Source organism: Streptococcus mitis (assembly GCF_946188615.1).
In the GTDB taxonomy this organism is placed as follows: domain Bacteria; phylum Bacillota; class Bacilli; order Lactobacillales; family Streptococcaceae; genus Streptococcus; species Streptococcus mitis_BZ.
Map to the genome: position 1 here is coordinate 100,341 of NZ_CAMHVK010000007.1, position 15,758 is coordinate 116,098.

The window sequence follows — 15,758 nt, forward strand, 5'->3', positions numbered from 1 at the left end:
CTACCTCCTGTCCTTGCTATGCAACACGACTACATAGCCATCTGGGCAAGTCACCGAAACTTCCCTATCTATATATTCGTTAGAAGCGTACACTTTTTTAAAGAAAAAATTTTCCTCTGTCAACTCATACTTAGCACCGAGAATAGTCAGCTGGCTATCCCGAACCGGCATAAAGGCTAGATAGTCGTAGTCTGAACGAGGCTGTAGCTGACTGGTCCCTTCTGGACAATAGGCAATCAAGTTTTGCCCATCTTCAATTTCTATCTGGTGCATATAAGGTGCCAACTTGGGATTGCTAGGTAGAAAGACGTTAGCCAGCATATGATCAATACGGCCACCCAAAGCACCGAAAATAGTGACCTGAGCCTGAGAATTTTTCTCAAAGATGGTTAAGAGAGCCAATTCCAGATCTGTATCATCTTTTTCTGGTCGGGCTTGAACAAAATGCTGGGCATGTTTTTGAATCACCTGTCGCTCTTCTTCCGTCACAGAATCAAAATCTCCGGCTGCTAGAGCAAGAGGCAAATCTTCTTCCAAGACCCAGAGAGAACCTCGATCCACACCGACAAATCTATCAAAGTCCGTCCGGTAATGACCGCGGTCTCCGCCAGCAAAAACAGCAACCCTAGTCCAGTTGTTTTCTGAGAGTTTGTACTCGCTCATTGACATCTCCCTTAAAGACATAGGAACCTGCTACAAAAACAGTCGCACCAGCTTCTTTGGCCAGAGCAATAGTTTGGTCATCAATCCCACCATCCACTTCAATCTCAAAGTTCAAACCTTTTTCCTCACGAAGGGCAACCAACTCACGGACCTTATCCATGGTCTCTGGTAGAAAGGCTTGCCCACCAAAGCCTGGGTTAACTGTCATGACTAAGACTTGGTCAACTAGGTGAAGCACGTGCTTGATGGCTTCAACTGGTGTGCCAGGATTGATAACAACTGAAGGCTTAACTCCGAGTGAACGAATTTTTTGGAGGGCACCATGAATATGGGGCGTTGCTTCCACATGGATACTGATGATATCCGCACCTGCACGCGCAAAGTCTTCTAAATGATGCTCTGGATTAGCTACCATCAAGTGGCAGTCGAAGACCATCTTACTATGAGGACGAAGAGCTTCAACCACACCTGCACCAAAACTGATTTGCGGGACAAAATGGCCATCCATGATATCGATATGGGCATACTCTGCCCCAGTTGCTTCTAGACGTTTGATTTCACGTTCAAAGTTGGCATAATCTGCTGCCAGAATTGACGGAGCAATCTTGTATTGAGACATAGGTTTCTCCTTATTTTGGAATTTTTTTGCTGACTTTTTTATAGGTTTCTCTGCGATTTTCAATCTCACTGAGGAATTGCAGGTAGTTGTCAAAACGGAAGGGCGCAATGGTACCTTCTTCAACTGCTGGCTTAACCGCACAAGAAGGCTCATGGGTATGGGTACAAGTACGGAATTTGCAGTCTCGACTGACAGTGGCAATCTCTGGGAAGGCCTGATTGAGGTCTTCCGCCGTTGATACTTCATAATCCAAGGATGAAAAACCTGGTGTGTCTGCGATTTTACCCCCATTGAGATTATAAAAACTAACTGCTCGAGTAGTGTGGCGCCCGCGACCCAGACTGTCTGAAATTTCTCCTGTTTCAAGATTGAGGTCTGGTGCGATTTTATTGAGAAGAGTTGACTTCCCAACACCTGTCTGCCCCATAAAGACCGTAACCTTGCCTGTTAATAAAGGCAGGAGTGCCTCTTTACTGGTCACAAAGTCGTAGTCGATATTACCATAAGTCTGTTCATAAAAATCCAGTTCTTCTCTATCTTCCAACAAATCCATTTTAGAAATATAAACGATGGGATGGATTCCCTTGTGTTCCAAAAGAACCAAGAAACGATCCAGCAAATTGCTGTTAAAATCAGGTTCCTTGACGGACATGATTACTACAGCTTGGTCAATATTGACAATGGGCGGACGGACTAGGCTATTTTTGCGTTCGTGAATCTTGAGAATATAGCCTTCTGAATTTTCCTCCGCAGAGAAATCTACCCAGTCCCCAACATAGGGAGTATGCCCTTTTTTACGGAAATTCCCACGCGCGCGTGTTTGATAGACCTGGCCATCACTCTCTACATAGTAGAACCCAGCCAAGGCTTTAATGATTTGTCCCTGCATTTTAAAGTCCTTGTCCTTTAAGTGCATCTGCTAGGCTGGCAAATTCCGCCAAGCTGAGAGCTTCCCCACGCACACTTGGTGACAAGCCTGCTTGGTCCAAAGCCTTGGTCAGCTTGTCCTTGACCTCTTCAGTCTTGCCAAAGTAACCTGTCAAGTTATTCCACAAGGTCTTGCGGCGATGGGTAAAACTAGCCTTGGAAACCTTAAAGAAGAAGTTCTCATCTTCTACTGCTACAGCTGGCTCTGGACGGCGCACCATTTTCAAGATGGCTGAGTCCACGTTTGGTGCTGGCACAAAGACCGTACGAGGCACGATAAAGGCAACCTTAGCTGTCATGTAGTACTGCACAGCGATTGACAAGCTACCGTAAGCCTTGGTGTTAGGTTGAGCTGAGATACGATCCGCCACTTCTTTTTGCATCATGACCACAAACTCACTAAAAGGAATCCCACTCTCGATTAAGTGCATGAGAATAGGAGTCGTGATGTAGTATGGCAAGTTAGCCACTACCTTGATTGGCAGGTCAGGATTTTTAAAATTTTGGATATGCTGCGCCAAATCAACCTTGAGAATGTCCTCGTTGACTACGGTCACATTATCAAAATCACGCAGGGTATCTGCCAAAATCGGCACCAAACGGTGGTCAATCTCAAAGGCCATGACCTCTGCTGCACGCTCAGCCAAAAATTCTGTCAAGGCACCAATCCCTGGCCCGATTTCGATGACATTAACCTGGTCATCAATCTCAGCCGTATCCACGATTTTTTGAAGGATATTGGTATCCGTCAAGAAATTTTGCCCGAAGGACTTTTTAAAGGTAAAACCGTGACGCTCTAGCACTGCCTTGGTCACGCTATAATCTGCAATTCTCATCTATTCTCTTTTCTATTATCTGTTACTTCTATTGTAACACATTCCCCTTACATTTGGGGTCTGCTTAGCTGTTCTCATAAGATTTCATAGCTTCTTCCACTTCTGCCAAGGTAACCCCAAACAACTCTAGGCGTTTGAGGAGTTGCTTGCCGTTGGAATAGCCAATTCGGAGAGCCTCTCCTAGATATTCTCGTCGCTTACGGCTGTCTGCCCCTGCTAGAAAACCAAGGCGAATCAAGTCGCTACGACTGATATCAAACTGACTCTCATGTTCAAATTGTTCTGTAATCTGAGCTAGAGCCATTTTCAGGTCTTCATAGCTGGCATGCTCAATTCCCAGAGAACGGCCCTTGGTCTTGGACTTGGGAACAGCTTCATCTCGTTTGAGGAAGGCATGCTGAACTGTTGGAATAGCCGTCATAATCATGCGACGAATCCGCTCCCCATTAAAATCTGGGTCTGTAAAGACAATGACTCCATGAAGCTCATGTAGGCGCTGAATACGTGCAATATCTTGCTCATTGATGGCAGAACCTCGTGTCTCATAGGTCTCTACATCGAAATAGCGTTTGAGATTGGCCGTATCATCGCGCCCTTCGACCACGATAACTTGTGAAATTTTTTCTTTCATTACTTGCTGTCCAATCCAAAAATTCGTTCTGCATTTGCAGTTGTTATCGCCGCTAGCTCTTCTGTCGTCATACCACGTAAGTCGGCGATAAAGTCCACTACATAGCGAGTGTAGGCTGTTTTATTTTCACGACCACGTTTAGGAACAGGAGCCAAGTAAGGCGCATCCGTCTCCACCAAAATCTTGTCCAAAGGAAGTTCTCTAGCCGCCTCTTGGATGTCGGTGGCCTTCTTAAAAGTCACCACTCCTGAGAAGGAAATAGTCATGCCAAGCGCGACAAACTTCTCTGCCCACTCAAGAGTCCCTGAAAATGAGTGCATAATCCCACCACGAGGACCAACGCCCTCACTTTTGATAATCTCATAGGTATCTTCCAGCGCATCACGAGTATGGACAACAAAAGGTAAATCCAAGTCCTTAGATAACTGAATCTGACGGCGAAAAACCTGCTCCTGCACCTCTTTTGGCGCTGTCATCCAATGGTAGTCCAAACCAATCTCACCTAAAGCAACAACCTTGGGATGCTTGAGCTTATCAAGCAAGTAGGCTTCAATCTCCTCCGTGTAAGTCCCTGCTTCTGTCGGATGCCAACCAATAGTCGCATAGAGCTGGTCATACTCATCTACCAACTCCAAGGCACGCTCAATCGTCGGTTTATCAAAACCAACAATATTCATCTGTGTCACACCCATCTCAGCAGCTAAGGCGATTTCTTCTGCCTCATGACCTGCAAATTCTTCTACATTCAAGTGTGTATGTGTATCAAAAATCATCTCTTCTAACCTCGTTTTCTATCTTCTATTATACCAAAAAACTGCCCTCTCTCCTCATCTGTACAAAATATTCTAAAATCCATCGTCGTCTCTTGACGCTATTTTCCCAAAGCAGTATAATAGCACTTATTGAAATTTTCAGAAAAGGAAAATACAATGTTTACAAAATTAAAACAGACCTTTATCGGTCGTCCTCTTAAGTCCTTAACAGAAGGCGAGGGAGGTCTGCTGGGAAAAATGCAGGCCTTGGCCATGTTGTCAAGCGACGCTCTATCTTCCATTGCCTATGGGCCTGAGCAAGTAGTCCTCGTCTTGGCTAGTCTCTCTCCTCTTGCGATATGGTGGAGTCTTCCTATCGGCCTCTTTGTCCTCCTACTCCTAGCTAGCCTGACCGTCTCCTACCGTCAAATCATCCATGCCTACCCTCAAGGAGGAGGGGCCTATATGGTTACTCGAGAAAATCTATCTCCCGAACTTGGCTTAATTGCTGGAGGTAGTCTGCTGGTTGACTACATGCTGACTGTGGCGGTATCGGTGTCATCTGGAGCCGATGCTATCACAGCAGCTCTCCCTGCTCTCCACCCTTACAACCTCCACATTTCCATTTTTCTAGTTTGTTTGCTTATGCTCTTGAATTTACGGGGCTTAAAAGAATCTGCCAGTTCACTGATGATTCCTGTCTATCTCTTTATCATCAGTACTGTCTTTCTCTTGCTCTATGGAATCTTTCAACTAGTAACTGGTTCTCTCAGCTATCAGGCAACTTCTCCTATCGGGCATGCTGTACCGAGTCTGTCTATCGTTCTCATTCTAAGAGCCTTTACCAGTGGTTCTGCCTCTCTGACAGGGGTTGAAGCTATTTCAAATGCCGTTCCCTTTTTCAAGGCTCCGAAAGAAAAGAATGCAGCTCAGACCTTGACCATCATGTCACTGATTTTAGGTTTTCTGTTTGCTGGTATTACCTTCCTAAACTACTGGATGGGAATTATGCCGCAACACGGAGAAACCATCCTCTCACAGATGGCTCAAGGTATCCTTGGTAATTCCTTCTTAGGCCACCTTGGCTATTATACCTTCCAATTCTCCACAGCCTTAATTTTGGCCGTAGCTGCAAATACCGGCTTTTCGGCCTTCCCTATGCTAGCTTACAATATGGCTAAAAACAAATACATGCCCCATCTCTTTATGGAAAAAGGAGACCGCCTAGGCTACTCTAATGGAATTTTAACTCTGGCATTTGGGGCTATGATTCTTCTTCTCATTTTTAATGGCAATACCGAACGTTTGATTCCCCTTTATACTATCGGGGTCTTCGTTCCCTTCGCCCTATCTCAGACTGGGATGATTCGCCATTGGAAAAAAGAAAAAGGGACAAATTTCTTAAAACCTGCCCTTGCCAATATCCTTGGAGCCATCATTTGCTACGCTATCGTGCTGATCCTGCTCTTTTTCCGTCTCAGTGATATCTGGCCTTTCTTCCCGATTATTCTCGTACTCACCCTACTTTTCTTGGCCATTCACAGTCATTACCAAAAAGTGGCCCAACAACTACGTCTCTATGAAGGCATCGAAAAACGTACCTACGATGGCAATCTTGTCCTCGTCCTAGTAGGAAATGTCACCCGAGTTAGCGTCGGAGCCATTAACTACGCTCAAAGTATCGGTGATGAAGTCTTAGCCATGCACATTTCTACTAAGGAAACAGCAGAGAAAGACCAAGAAATTCTCCAAGAATTTGCCGATTACTTCCCAACCATTACTCTGAAGAACATCAAGACCAGCTACCGCGACATCATCACCCCTACTGTCAAGTATGTCAAACGAATCTCTGAGGATGCCCAGAAAAAGAACTATACAGTCACTGTCCTGGTACCCCAGTTTATCCCTAATAAACCTTGGCAAAATATCCTGCACAATCAGATGAGTCTTAAACTCAAATACGCCCTTCGTTGGCACCAAGACGTCGTTGTCGCTAGCTACTCTTATCACTTAAAAGAATAAAGAAAAGGCCCTACCAGAAGCAAGAAGCGTCTGGTAAGGCCTTTTTCTGAATTCAGCCACTATGCTTATACTCAATGAAAATCAAAGAGCAAACTAGGAAGCTAGCCGCAGGCTGCTCAAAGCACTACTTTGAGGTCGTAGATGAAACTGACGAAGTCAGCTCAAAACACTGTTTTGAGGTTGCAGATAGAACTGACGAAGTCAGTAACCATATATACGGTAAGGCAACGCTGACGTGGTTTGAAGAGATTTTCGAAGAGTATTAACTGAAAAGCATGACTAGGAATATTATTGAATATGGTTAGCTAAATCTTCCTGAGCTTTTTTATTTGACTCAGCTTTTTCTTTCAGCCATTTTTCATAGAGTTCTTGATACTGTTTAGCAGTGACTGGCTCTTTTTGCAATTCAACATATTTGTAGTTGTCAGCATTTCCCTTATGACCAACGAATGAGAATGGGCCTGTAAACGGTACAGTCTTACGGAAGATTGGGTTAGCTCCACCACTTTGAACTGGTAGGAAGAGGGCACTATCTGTCAACCAAGCTTGGGCTTCAGCATATTTTTCATAGCGAGCTTGAGTATCTGTGATTTCCGCATCAGCCTGATCCAAGAGTTTCTTGTAGTCAGAAAGACCAATCTTGTTCTTGACTTCCTTGTCTTTTCCTTCAGACAAGCCCATGTTTTTCAACTGAGAACCTGTCTCTGGATCAAGAATAGCTAGGTAAGTCTTAGGATCTGAGTAGTCTCCACCCCATCCTGAGATGTCGATATCGTAGTCTTTTTGTTCTGCTGTATCTGCAAAGTAGGTTGCCTGGTCTTTTTCATCTGGAGAAAGTTGGATAACATCGATAACTACATTCTCCTTACCAAGAGTTTCTTCTACTGTTTGTTTGAAAGAGCCAGCCTGTTGCACATCTAATTTGGCAGTCTGGTCAACTGGCATATCCAAATGAATTGGGAAGGTTACTCCTTGAGCTTGCAGACTTTCTTTGGCCTTGGCAAACTTCTCTTTGGCCTTTTCAGGATTCAAGAAGGCTTGCTTACCATCGTTTAGGTTGATATTTGCCCAATCTTTACCGTAGTTGACAATTTTCTCATTGACAATGTCACCGAAGTTCTTATCACCAACTTGAACAAAGTTACTTGGTGTAATCGTATTACGCAAGATACGGTCTGCTCCATCTTCACCATTTGTCTGCGCTGCATAGGCATGACGGTCAAAGGCAAAGTTGATAGCCTGACGGAAATCTTTATTTTGCATAGCTGCGCGTGAATCCGTCTTTTCCTTATCAGACTGTTTCATAGTCTGCTTGTAGCTTTGACGATTCACGTTGAAAAGATAATAGAAAGTAACTGAGTTTTGCGGTGTGTAGGTAATCTTGTCCTCATTCCCCTTCTTGAGTTCAGCAAAGACTGAACTTGTTGGGAAGATACGGCCATCTGTATAGTTACCATCCAAGAAACCTCTAGCAATGCTGTCTTGGTCAGAACCGTCAAAGAAAGAGAGTTTCACTTTCTCGATTTTAACATTGTCCTTATCCCAGTAATTAGGGTTTTTGTCAAGTTCAATCAAAGATTTGGATGTGAATGATTTAAATAAGTAAGGACCATTTGACAAGATACTTGATGGTGTCACACTTCCAAAGTCATCTCCCTGAGACTTCAAGAAGGCTTCATTTACAGGACTAAGGATACTTGCTGTTGTTTTAGAGTTCCAATAAGTCTCAGGTTGGTTGAGAGTGTATTGTAGCGTGTAATCATCCACTGCCTTAACACCAACAGTTGCAAAATCAGATGATTTCCCTTCAACATAGTCTGCTAGTCCCTTGATAGAGTCTTGAACCAAGTACAAGTTCTCAGCTTTTTTATCAGCCGCATACTTGAGACCAGTCACAAAATCATGAGCCGTCACATCCGCATACTCTTCTCCTTCAGAAGTGTACCATTTAGCTCCCTGACGGATTTTATAAGTGTAAGTCAAACCATCTTTTGACACGGTCCATGACTCAGCCATAGAGGGGATGAGATTGCCATACTGGTCATTTTCCAACAAACCATCAACCAAGTTGGTTGTGATACTAGATGTAGAGTCTCGTGTAGAGGTAATGTAATCCAAGGTATCAGGGTTGCTGACAAAGATATAAGAGTATGTCTTGTCTGCATTGCTTGATTGAGATGACCCGCATGCCGCTAGAGCTAGACCTGCTGTCAAAGCCATAGCTCCAAAAAGCATAACTTTTGATTTCTTCATGATTATTCTCCATTTTTTACAGTATGTGAAATATTATACACTATTTGAGCAAAAATATAAAGCCTTTTTGAACTTTTTTACAAAAATAAAAATCAGTAGACTCGAGTTCCTACTGATTTTTGTTATGGTTCGTTTGGATTATGCAGCCAAAACTTTGCGTCCTTTACGACGACGAGCTGCCAATACGCGACGACCGTTTTTAGTTGACATACGGTTACGGAATCCGTGTTTGCGCGCACGACGAAGTTTACTTGGTTGATAAGTACGTTTCACGATGAATACCTCCTCATAGATTTTGTATTCGTTTAGCCGGCTATAAAGTGATCAGTTACTAAACATACTTTACTATTCTATCTGATTCTTTCACTTTTGTCAATAGCTCAAGGCAAATGTTTCCAGCTTTTTCGAATGTAAGCCCTATCTACGATACTGTTTTAAGAATCGAGTCATCTTTTCTTGGATTTGGGCTAGTTCATCAACACGCGGAAGATAAACGATACGGAAGTGGTCTGGTTCCTGCCAGTTAAAGCCTCGACCATGAACCAAGAGAACCTTTTCCTGCTTCAAGAAATCAAGGACAAACTGTTCATCATCATCGATACGGTACATATTGCGGTCGATTTTAGGGAAGATATAGAGTCCAGCTTTAGGTTTAACCGCAGACAAACCTGGAATATCTTGAATGGCATTGTAAATGAAATTTCTTTGCTCGTAAATTCGTCCACCAGGAAGGAGCAATTCATCAACTGATTGGTGACCACCCAAGGAAGTTTGTACGACTTGTTGGGCCAAAACGTTAGAGCAAAGGCGCATATTGGATAGCATATTGAGCCCTTCGATATAGCCTTTAACGTGTGTCTTAGGTCCAGACAAGACCATCCAACCCACACGGAAACCAGCAATACGGTGGGATTTTGACAGGCCATTCATGCTGACACAGAAGACATCTGGTGCCAGACTCGCCACAGGCGTATGCACATGTCCATCCATGACCATGCGGTCGTAAATTTCATCCGCAAAGATAATCAAATCGTTTTGACGGGCAATCTCAATAATCTCCAACAAGAGTTCCTTAGGATAAAGGGCTCCAGTTGGATTATTTGGATTGATAAGGATGATCGCCTTGGTATTGGAAGTGATTTTTGACTTGATATCGTCAATATCTGGATACCATTCTGCAGCTTCATCACAGATATAGTGAACGGCATTTCCCCCAGCTAGGCTGACAGCTGCTGTCCAGAGAGGATAGTCTGGCATTGGCACTAAGACTTCATCCCCGTTGTCCAAAAGCCCCTGCATAGACATGACAATCAATTCACTAACACCATTTCCAAGGTAGATATCATCAATATCTACATTTGGAAATTTCTTCAATTGACAATACTGCATGATAGCCTTACGGGCTGAGAAAATCCCTTTGGAGTCAGAGTAACCTTCACTATCACGCGCATTCATAATCAAGTCATGAATGACCTCGTCTGGCGCTGTAAAACCAAATTCTGCTGGATTTCCTGTATTCAGACGTAAAATCTTTTCTCCATTTGCTCGCATTCGCATGGCTTCTTCCAAAACAGGACCACGGATATCATAAGCAACATGCTCTAACTTACTAGACTTGTTATATTCTTTCATCTTGTTTCCTCAATTCATCAGGATAGTAACATTATACCACTAGAAAGAAAATGCGACAAGTTTACTGAAATGTGTTACTAGTTTCGTATAGAAGAAAAGCCTCACTAAAAGCGAGGTCAAGACAGGGGAGATAGCAGGTATTTTGCGAAAGTCACATTACATACCAAAAGATAAACCTAGAAAAAGCAAGCCTAAAAAGGAGTCATAAAGAAGATTGAACATGAGGAAAAGTCCCCATATCATCAAGTAATCCCAACGCCCACTTCGTTTTGCAACTAGGAATAAAATTAGATGGTAGAGTACATGAAAGACTAAAAAACCTATAAACCCTGGATAGAGAAGCGGAATTAGCTTCTCTAATTGCCAGATCATGATAACTTCTAGCAAGACTGAAACTAGGATGATTCCATAATAAAGGAAATTTGATTTTTGAAAAGCGTTTTTCATCATTCTCCCCCCTTCACTTCTTTCCTGCTATCCTTTCTTTTATTTTATCATATATTTATATAGATTTTAAGCGCTAATATTCTTTTAAAAAATACCTTTTTTGCTTTACTTCTATAGTGAAAAGGTTTACAATTATAGTAAGAAAATTTCAGGAGGTTTCATTATGGCACAACGTTACCAAAATATCATGGTCGCAATCGATGGTTCTAAAGAAGCGGACTTGGCTTTTGTCAAGGGAGTTCATTCTGCTCTACGAAACGACGCTAAACTCACCATCGCACATGTCATTGACACACGCGCTCTCCAAAGCGTATCCACCTTTGATGCTGAAGTTTACGAAGAACTCCAAGTCGACGCTGAAAGTCTGATGAAAGAGTACGAAAAACGTGCAAGAGATGCTGGTGTGGCAGATGTTCATATCGTCATTGAAATGGGAAATCCAAAAACCCTCTTGGCACGTACTATTCCCGATGCTGAGGAAGTGGACCTCATCCTTGTTGGCGCAACTGGTCTCAACGCCTTTGAACGCCTCTTGGTCGGCTCTTCATCTGAATACATCCTCCGCCATGCTAAGGTTGATTTGCTGGTTGTGAGAGAACAAGAAAAAACCCTATAGTCACGAAGAAAAGGAGCTCAGCGCTCCTTTTTGTTTACTATTTATACTCTTCGAAAATCAAATTCAAACCACGTCAACGTCGCCTTGCCGTATATATATGTTACTGACTTCGTCAGTTCTATCTACAACCTCAAAACAGTGTTTTGAGCAGCCTGCGGCTAGTTTCCTAGTTTGCTCTTTGATTTTCATTGAGTATTATTTCTCTCTTTATGGCGTTCATAAGCCTTGAGCTGGCGCTGCAGTTCCTTTTTAATAGCAGGTTCTGGAGCATATTTTTCTTCCCAATCATCTGGTTTTAAGATTTTATGGGTCACTGGATCAAAATGAGCCTTGCCATCTGGAAAAATTTTCCCCATATTGGCCTGATGAACAATATCAAAAATACGTTCTGGATCCACCCCCATCAAGACAAAACTACCGTAGGTAAAGTAAAGCGTGTCGATCAGGGCATCTACCTGACCTATCAAATCTTGCTGAGCAGGCGTCTTCTTAGCCACTTTATCGGCCGCCTTATCAAGAGCTTGATGAAGTTGCGATAGAGCTCGACCAAAGTCCTCTTCAGAAGGACTGGCAGCTCTAACAAATTCCACCAATTCTTCTATTTTAAAGCCAGCCCTGTGGGTTGCACCTTCTAAATCCCAAGCTCGTGGTTCTTCTTGGGTTCGTTCATCCATCATGTGGTGGAAGGTCTTGACCTTATTGAAATGATAGTCACGGCTGACAAAGACTTTTTCTGAAGCTAGAACACCAAAATGTTCCAGGGCCTTGTGGATTCCGTCTTGCTGATTACTAGTGGTAATGTGCTTAGCAACTTCCTTGACACTGCTACTACCATTTCCCATAGCGACCGACATACCAACACCTGCAAGCATTTCAAGGTCGTTATCTGAATCACCAAAGGCCATGACTTGGTTGAGATCAAAACCATATTCTTTCCCGACTCGGCGTATGCCTTCCAACTTAGAGTTTCCTTGATTGATAACATCCGCTGCAAAAGGATTGCTACGTGTCAATTTCAAGTCTTCAAAATCAGCTGCCGCCTTCTCAGATTCTTCTGGCGTCATCAGCATCAAGACTTGGTAGATAGGCTGATTCATTAGATCAAGCAGGTCTTCTTCCTTTTGGGGAACAACCTTGCTGACCATACGATTAAAGGAGTGACTCACCGTCCGAGTTAAAACAGAGGGAACGAAGCGACTGATTCGTTGGGAAAAAGAACCCAGACCAAAGGACATGATTTTAGAACCCAGCATAGCATCCTTGGTCCCTAGGGCAATCTCCTTGCCCTCTTTTTTAGCATACGTAATGAGCTGGCGCAAATGTAACTTGGAAATTGGGCTCGTGAACAAGACTCTGTCTTTAGTAAAGATATACTGGCCATTGTAGGTTACCGCAAAGTCCAGATCCAAATCGTCCATCAATTCCTTAACAAAAAAAGGTCCTCGCCCTGTCGCTACGCCGACAAGTACCCCTTGCTCTTTGACGATTTTAATCGCGTCCTTAGTGGATTTCAAAACACTCTTGCGATCGTTGACCAAGGTTCCATCGATATCAAAAAAAACAGCTTTGACTTCCATCCTGTCCCAATCTCCCCTTTTGTGATACAATGATTATACCACATTTCAGAAAGAGTGAGTAAATCATGCCTAAGAAAATCCTTGTTTTACATACGGGTGGGACTATTTCCATGCAGGCCGATGCTTCTGGCGCTGTTGTGACGAGTTCGGATAATCCCATGAACCATGTGTCCAATCCCCTCGAAGGAATCCAGGTCCACGCCCTAGACTTTTTTAACCTGCCAAGCCCTCATATCAAGCCCAAGCATATGCTGGCCCTCTACCAAAAAATCAAAGAGGAAGCAGATAACTACGATGGAGTGGTGATTACACACGGAACCGACACTTTAGAGGAAACAGCTTATTTCCTTGATACCATGGAAGTTCCCCACATGCCCATCGTTCTAACAGGGGCCATGCGCAGCTCCAACGAACTCGGTAGTGACGGTGTCTATAATTATCTGAGTGCTTTACGAGTGGCTAGCGATGACAGGGCTGCTGACAAAGGAGTTTTGGTCGTTATGAACGATGAAATCCACGCTGCCAAGTATGTTACCAAAACGCATACAACCAACGTCAGCACCTTCCAGACTCCAACACACGGGCCACTTGGTCTGATTATGAAACAGGAAATCCTCTACTTTAAAACAGCTGAACCTCGTGTCCGCTTTGACCTTGATCACATACAAGGATTAGTCCCTATCATCTCTGCTTATGCTGGTATGACAGATGAGCTGATTGATATGCTGGATTTGGAACAATTGGACGGTTTGATTATCCAAGCCTTCGGAGCTGGTAATATTCCAAAAGAAACGGCTCAAAAATTAGAAACCCTTCTGCAAAAAGGAATACCAGTCGCCCTGGTTTCACGATGCTTTAACGGTATTGCCGAGCCTGTTTATGCCTACCAAGGTGGGGGCGTGCAGTTGCAAAAATCTGGTGTCTTCTTTGTTAAAGAACTCAACGCCCAAAAAGCCCGCTTGAAACTCCTCATCGCCCTCAATGCCGGACTAACAGGGCCAGCTTTGAAAGACTATATGGAAGGGTAAGTCTCTTCTCTAAAAACAAATCAGGAAATCTTCACGATTCCCTGATTTTTTCTATTTCCGTTTTCGTGTCGAACGACGTTCTGTCAAACCATGAGGTAAGAGAACTTCACGTTCTTCCAACTCTTCCTTGTGCATAATCTTAGTCAACATACGCATACTAATAGCACCAAGGTCATAAAGAGGTTGGGCAATAGTTGTCAAGTTTGGACGGGTAAAGCGTGAGATTTGTGAATCATCACTAGTAATGATTTCAAATTCTTCTGGTACTGACACACCCTTATCAGCAAGACCGTTCAAGACACCTGCTGCCAATTCATCACCTGTTACAACTGCTGCAGTTGCGTTTGATGAAATCAAGCGTTCTGCCAAGGCATAGCCGTCTTCATAAGTGTATTTAGATTCAAATACCAATCCTTCGCTATAAGAAATCCCTGCTTTTTTCAAGGCTTCCTTGTAGCCAACCAAACGAACCTTACCATTGATGTCATCCACTAATGGACCGCTTACGAAAGCAATGCGCTCATTTTCTTTAGCAAGGTAGGTCACTGCATCAATCGTAGCTTGTTTGTAGTCAATATTGACACTTGGAAGCTGATGTTCTACATCCACAGTTCCTGCAAGAACAACCGGTGTCCGAGAACGAGAAAACTCTGAACGAATTTTTTCAGTCAAGTGGTAACCCATAAAGATGATACCATCTACTTGCTTAGAAAACAGTGTATTGACAACTGAAACTTCCTTATCATCATCCTCATCACTGTTAGCAAGGACGATATTGTACTTGTACATTTCAGCGATATCATCAATCCCTTTAGCAAGCGTTGAAAAATAACCATTGGTGATATTTGGAATCACGACACCGACAGTAGTTGTCTTTTTACTTGCAAGACCACGCGCCACGGCATTTGGACGGTAATCCAAACGATCAATCACCTCAAGCACTTTTTTACGTGTGTTCTCTTTTACATTCTTATTGCCATTGACTACACGGCTAACCGTCGCCATTGAAACCCCTGCTTCACGGGCGACATCATAAATCGTTACTGTATCGTCTGTATTCATTCCATTTCCTTTCTATATCATACCTCACGAGACTCTAAAAAAGAGACGGTATGAAAATTTCGTTTTCATGATTCTACTTATTCCATTTTATCACTATTTGTAAACACTTTCAAGCTTTTTTTGAAGATTATTTGAAAAAATTTCATAGGAAGCTATGTTTATGAAGAAAAAATCACCTTTTCTTGATTTTTAATCCTATTTGCTGTATGATAAGGGAAAAGAAAGGGGGAAGAAATATGGCTTTTACCAATACCCAGATGCGGTCTGCTAGTTTTGGCATTGTTACCAGCTTGCCTGATGATGTCATTGACTCTTTTTGGTATATCATCGACCACTTCTTAAAAAATGTCTTTGAATTGGAGGAGGAACTCGAGTTTCAATTGCTCAATAACCAAGGAAAAATTACCTTCCACTTCTCAAGCCAACACCTCCCTACAGCCATTGATTTTGATTTTAACCATCCATTCGACCCTCTTTATCCCCCGAGAGTACTGGTTTTAGACATGGATGGTAGAGAGACTATACTCCTCCCAGAAGAAAATGACCTATTTTAATACTCAATGAAAATCAAAGAGCAAACTAGGAAGCTAGCCGCAAGCTGCTCAAAACACTGTTTTGAGGTTGCAGATGGAAGCTGACGTGGTTTAAAGAGATTTTCGAAGAGTATAAAAACTCTAGCCTTCAGTTACAAGC

Annotated in this window: 16 protein-coding genes; 4 read left to right on the top strand and 12 right to left on the bottom strand. The window is 43.1% G+C overall.

The window, feature by feature from the left end:
* The 6 genes from OCF95_RS08160 to OCF95_RS08185 form a co-directional block, all read right to left on the bottom strand.
* Window positions 1-663 (bottom strand): thiamine diphosphokinase, encoded by a 663-nt coding sequence (locus OCF95_RS08160; protein WP_261009296.1) that lies wholly within the window; start codon window positions 661-663, stop codon window positions 1-3.
* Window positions 626-1,282, bottom strand: a complete 657-nt coding sequence (gene rpe / locus OCF95_RS08165; protein ID WP_261034974.1) for a ribulose-phosphate 3-epimerase — start codon at window positions 1,280-1,282, stop codon at window positions 626-628. Before rpe ends, OCF95_RS08160 begins: the two co-directional genes overlap by 38 nt.
* 10 nt (window positions 1,283-1,292) lie before the next feature.
* Window positions 1,293-2,171, bottom strand: a complete 879-nt coding sequence (gene rsgA / locus OCF95_RS08170) for a ribosome small subunit-dependent GTPase A (protein WP_084862054.1) — start codon at window positions 2,169-2,171, stop codon at window positions 1,293-1,295.
* A 1-nt stretch (window position 2,172) separates the two neighbouring features.
* On the bottom strand, window positions 2,173-3,045 hold the full coding sequence (gene rsmA / locus OCF95_RS08175; protein WP_001216838.1) for a 16S rRNA (adenine(1518)-N(6)/adenine(1519)-N(6))-dimethyltransferase RsmA: 873 nt from the start codon (window positions 3,043-3,045) through the stop codon (window positions 2,173-2,175).
* A gap of 64 nt (window positions 3,046-3,109) precedes the next feature.
* Window positions 3,110-3,676, bottom strand: a complete 567-nt coding sequence (gene rnmV, locus OCF95_RS08180; RefSeq protein ID WP_000659993.1) for a ribonuclease M5 — start codon at window positions 3,674-3,676, stop codon at window positions 3,110-3,112.
* The gene (locus tag OCF95_RS08185) at window positions 3,676-4,449 is read right to left on the bottom strand and encodes a TatD family hydrolase (protein WP_033684736.1); all 774 of its coding nucleotides are present in this window, start codon (window positions 4,447-4,449) and stop codon (window positions 3,676-3,678) included. Before OCF95_RS08185 ends, rnmV begins: the two co-directional genes overlap by 1 nt.
* Before the next feature lie 156 nt (window positions 4,450-4,605).
* Here OCF95_RS08185 and OCF95_RS08190 point away from each other — a divergent pair, with 156 nt between their 5' ends.
* Window positions 4,606-6,450 (top strand): APC family permease, encoded by a 1,845-nt coding sequence (locus tag OCF95_RS08190; protein ID WP_000494451.1) that lies wholly within the window; start codon window positions 4,606-4,608, stop codon window positions 6,448-6,450.
* Between the two features lie 288 nt (window positions 6,451-6,738).
* Here the strand turns inward: OCF95_RS08190 and OCF95_RS08195 are convergent, their stop codons facing one another.
* The 4 genes from OCF95_RS08195 to OCF95_RS08210 all read right to left on the bottom strand — a co-directional run bounded on the left by OCF95_RS08195 (window position 6,739) and on the right by OCF95_RS08210 (window position 10,785).
* Window positions 6,739-8,703 (bottom strand): peptide ABC transporter substrate-binding protein, encoded by a 1,965-nt coding sequence (locus OCF95_RS08195; protein WP_000748905.1) that lies wholly within the window; start codon window positions 8,701-8,703, stop codon window positions 6,739-6,741.
* A gap of 138 nt (window positions 8,704-8,841) precedes the next feature.
* On the bottom strand, window positions 8,842-8,976 hold the full coding sequence (gene rpmH / locus OCF95_RS08200) for a 50S ribosomal protein L34 (RefSeq protein WP_000831905.1): 135 nt from the start codon (window positions 8,974-8,976) through the stop codon (window positions 8,842-8,844).
* Window positions 8,977-9,120: 144 nt separating this feature from the next.
* On the bottom strand, window positions 9,121-10,335 hold the full coding sequence (locus OCF95_RS08205) for a pyridoxal phosphate-dependent aminotransferase (RefSeq protein ID WP_033687296.1): 1,215 nt from the start codon (window positions 10,333-10,335) through the stop codon (window positions 9,121-9,123).
* 156 nt (window positions 10,336-10,491) lie between these two features.
* Window positions 10,492-10,785 (bottom strand): hypothetical protein, encoded by a 294-nt coding sequence (locus tag OCF95_RS08210; protein ID WP_261034977.1) that lies wholly within the window; start codon window positions 10,783-10,785, stop codon window positions 10,492-10,494.
* A 160-nt stretch (window positions 10,786-10,945) separates the two neighbouring features.
* On the opposite strand from OCF95_RS08210, the gene OCF95_RS08215 reads away from it, so the two are divergent.
* On the top strand, window positions 10,946-11,398 hold the full coding sequence (locus OCF95_RS08215; RefSeq protein ID WP_024058091.1) for a universal stress protein: 453 nt from the start codon (window positions 10,946-10,948) through the stop codon (window positions 11,396-11,398).
* 185 nt (window positions 11,399-11,583) lie between these two features.
* Here the strand turns inward: OCF95_RS08215 and OCF95_RS08220 are convergent, their stop codons facing one another.
* Complete coding sequence (locus OCF95_RS08220) at window positions 11,584-12,975, bottom strand: Cof-type HAD-IIB family hydrolase (RefSeq protein WP_261105217.1); 1,392 nt, start codon at window positions 12,973-12,975, stop codon at window positions 11,584-11,586.
* A gap of 65 nt (window positions 12,976-13,040) precedes the next feature.
* On the opposite strand from OCF95_RS08220, the gene OCF95_RS08225 reads away from it, so the two are divergent.
* Window positions 13,041-14,003: an asparaginase gene (locus OCF95_RS08225; protein ID WP_033687293.1), complete on the top strand. Its 963-nt coding sequence runs from the start codon at window positions 13,041-13,043 to the stop codon at window positions 14,001-14,003.
* Window positions 14,004-14,054: 51 nt separating this feature from the next.
* Here the strand turns inward: OCF95_RS08225 and ccpA are convergent, their stop codons facing one another.
* A complete protein-coding gene (gene ccpA, locus OCF95_RS08230) occupies window positions 14,055-15,065 on the bottom strand; it encodes a catabolite control protein A (RefSeq protein ID WP_001090627.1) in 1,011 nt (336 codons plus the stop codon).
* 236 nt (window positions 15,066-15,301) lie between these two features.
* Here ccpA and OCF95_RS08235 point away from each other — a divergent pair, with 236 nt between their 5' ends.
* Window positions 15,302-15,619: a DUF960 domain-containing protein gene (locus OCF95_RS08235; RefSeq protein WP_000886037.1), complete on the top strand. Its 318-nt coding sequence runs from the start codon at window positions 15,302-15,304 to the stop codon at window positions 15,617-15,619.
* Window positions 15,620-15,758 lie beyond the last annotated feature (139 nt).

Coding starts and splice junctions, on each gene's coding strand:
- OCF95_RS08220 (WP_261105217.1), bottom strand. CDS start 12,975: ATGGAAGTCAAAGCTGTTTTTTTTGATATCGATGGAACCTTGGTCAAC.
- OCF95_RS08225 (WP_033687293.1), top strand. CDS start 13,041: ATGCCTAAGAAAATCCTTGTTTTACATACGGGTGGGACTATTTCCATG.
- OCF95_RS08190 (WP_000494451.1), top strand. CDS start 4,606: ATGTTTACAAAATTAAAACAGACCTTTATCGGTCGTCCTCTTAAGTCC.
- OCF95_RS08210 (WP_261034977.1), bottom strand. CDS start 10,785: ATGATGAAAAACGCTTTTCAAAAATCAAATTTCCTTTATTATGGAATC.
- OCF95_RS08205 (WP_033687296.1), bottom strand. CDS start 10,335: ATGAAAGAATATAACAAGTCTAGTAAGTTAGAGCATGTTGCTTATGAT.
- rpe (WP_261034974.1), bottom strand. CDS start 1,282: ATGTCTCAATACAAGATTGCTCCGTCAATTCTGGCAGCAGATTATGCC.
- OCF95_RS08215 (WP_024058091.1), top strand. CDS start 10,946: ATGGCACAACGTTACCAAAATATCATGGTCGCAATCGATGGTTCTAAA.
- ccpA (WP_001090627.1), bottom strand. CDS start 15,065: ATGAATACAGACGATACAGTAACGATTTATGATGTCGCCCGTGAAGCA.
- rnmV (WP_000659993.1), bottom strand. CDS start 3,676: ATGAAAGAAAAAATTTCACAAGTTATCGTGGTCGAAGGGCGCGATGAT.
- OCF95_RS08195 (WP_000748905.1), bottom strand. CDS start 8,703: ATGAAGAAATCAAAAGTTATGCTTTTTGGAGCTATGGCTTTGACAGCA.
- OCF95_RS08235 (WP_000886037.1), top strand. CDS start 15,302: ATGGCTTTTACCAATACCCAGATGCGGTCTGCTAGTTTTGGCATTGTT.
- OCF95_RS08185 (WP_033684736.1), bottom strand. CDS start 4,449: ATGATTTTTGATACACATACACACTTGAATGTAGAAGAATTTGCAGGT.
- OCF95_RS08160 (WP_261009296.1), bottom strand. CDS start 663: ATGAGCGAGTACAAACTCTCAGAAAACAACTGGACTAGGGTTGCTGTT.
- rsgA (WP_084862054.1), bottom strand. CDS start 2,171: ATGCAGGGACAAATCATTAAAGCCTTGGCTGGGTTCTACTATGTAGAG.
- rsmA (WP_001216838.1), bottom strand. CDS start 3,045: ATGAGAATTGCAGATTATAGCGTGACCAAGGCAGTGCTAGAGCGTCAC.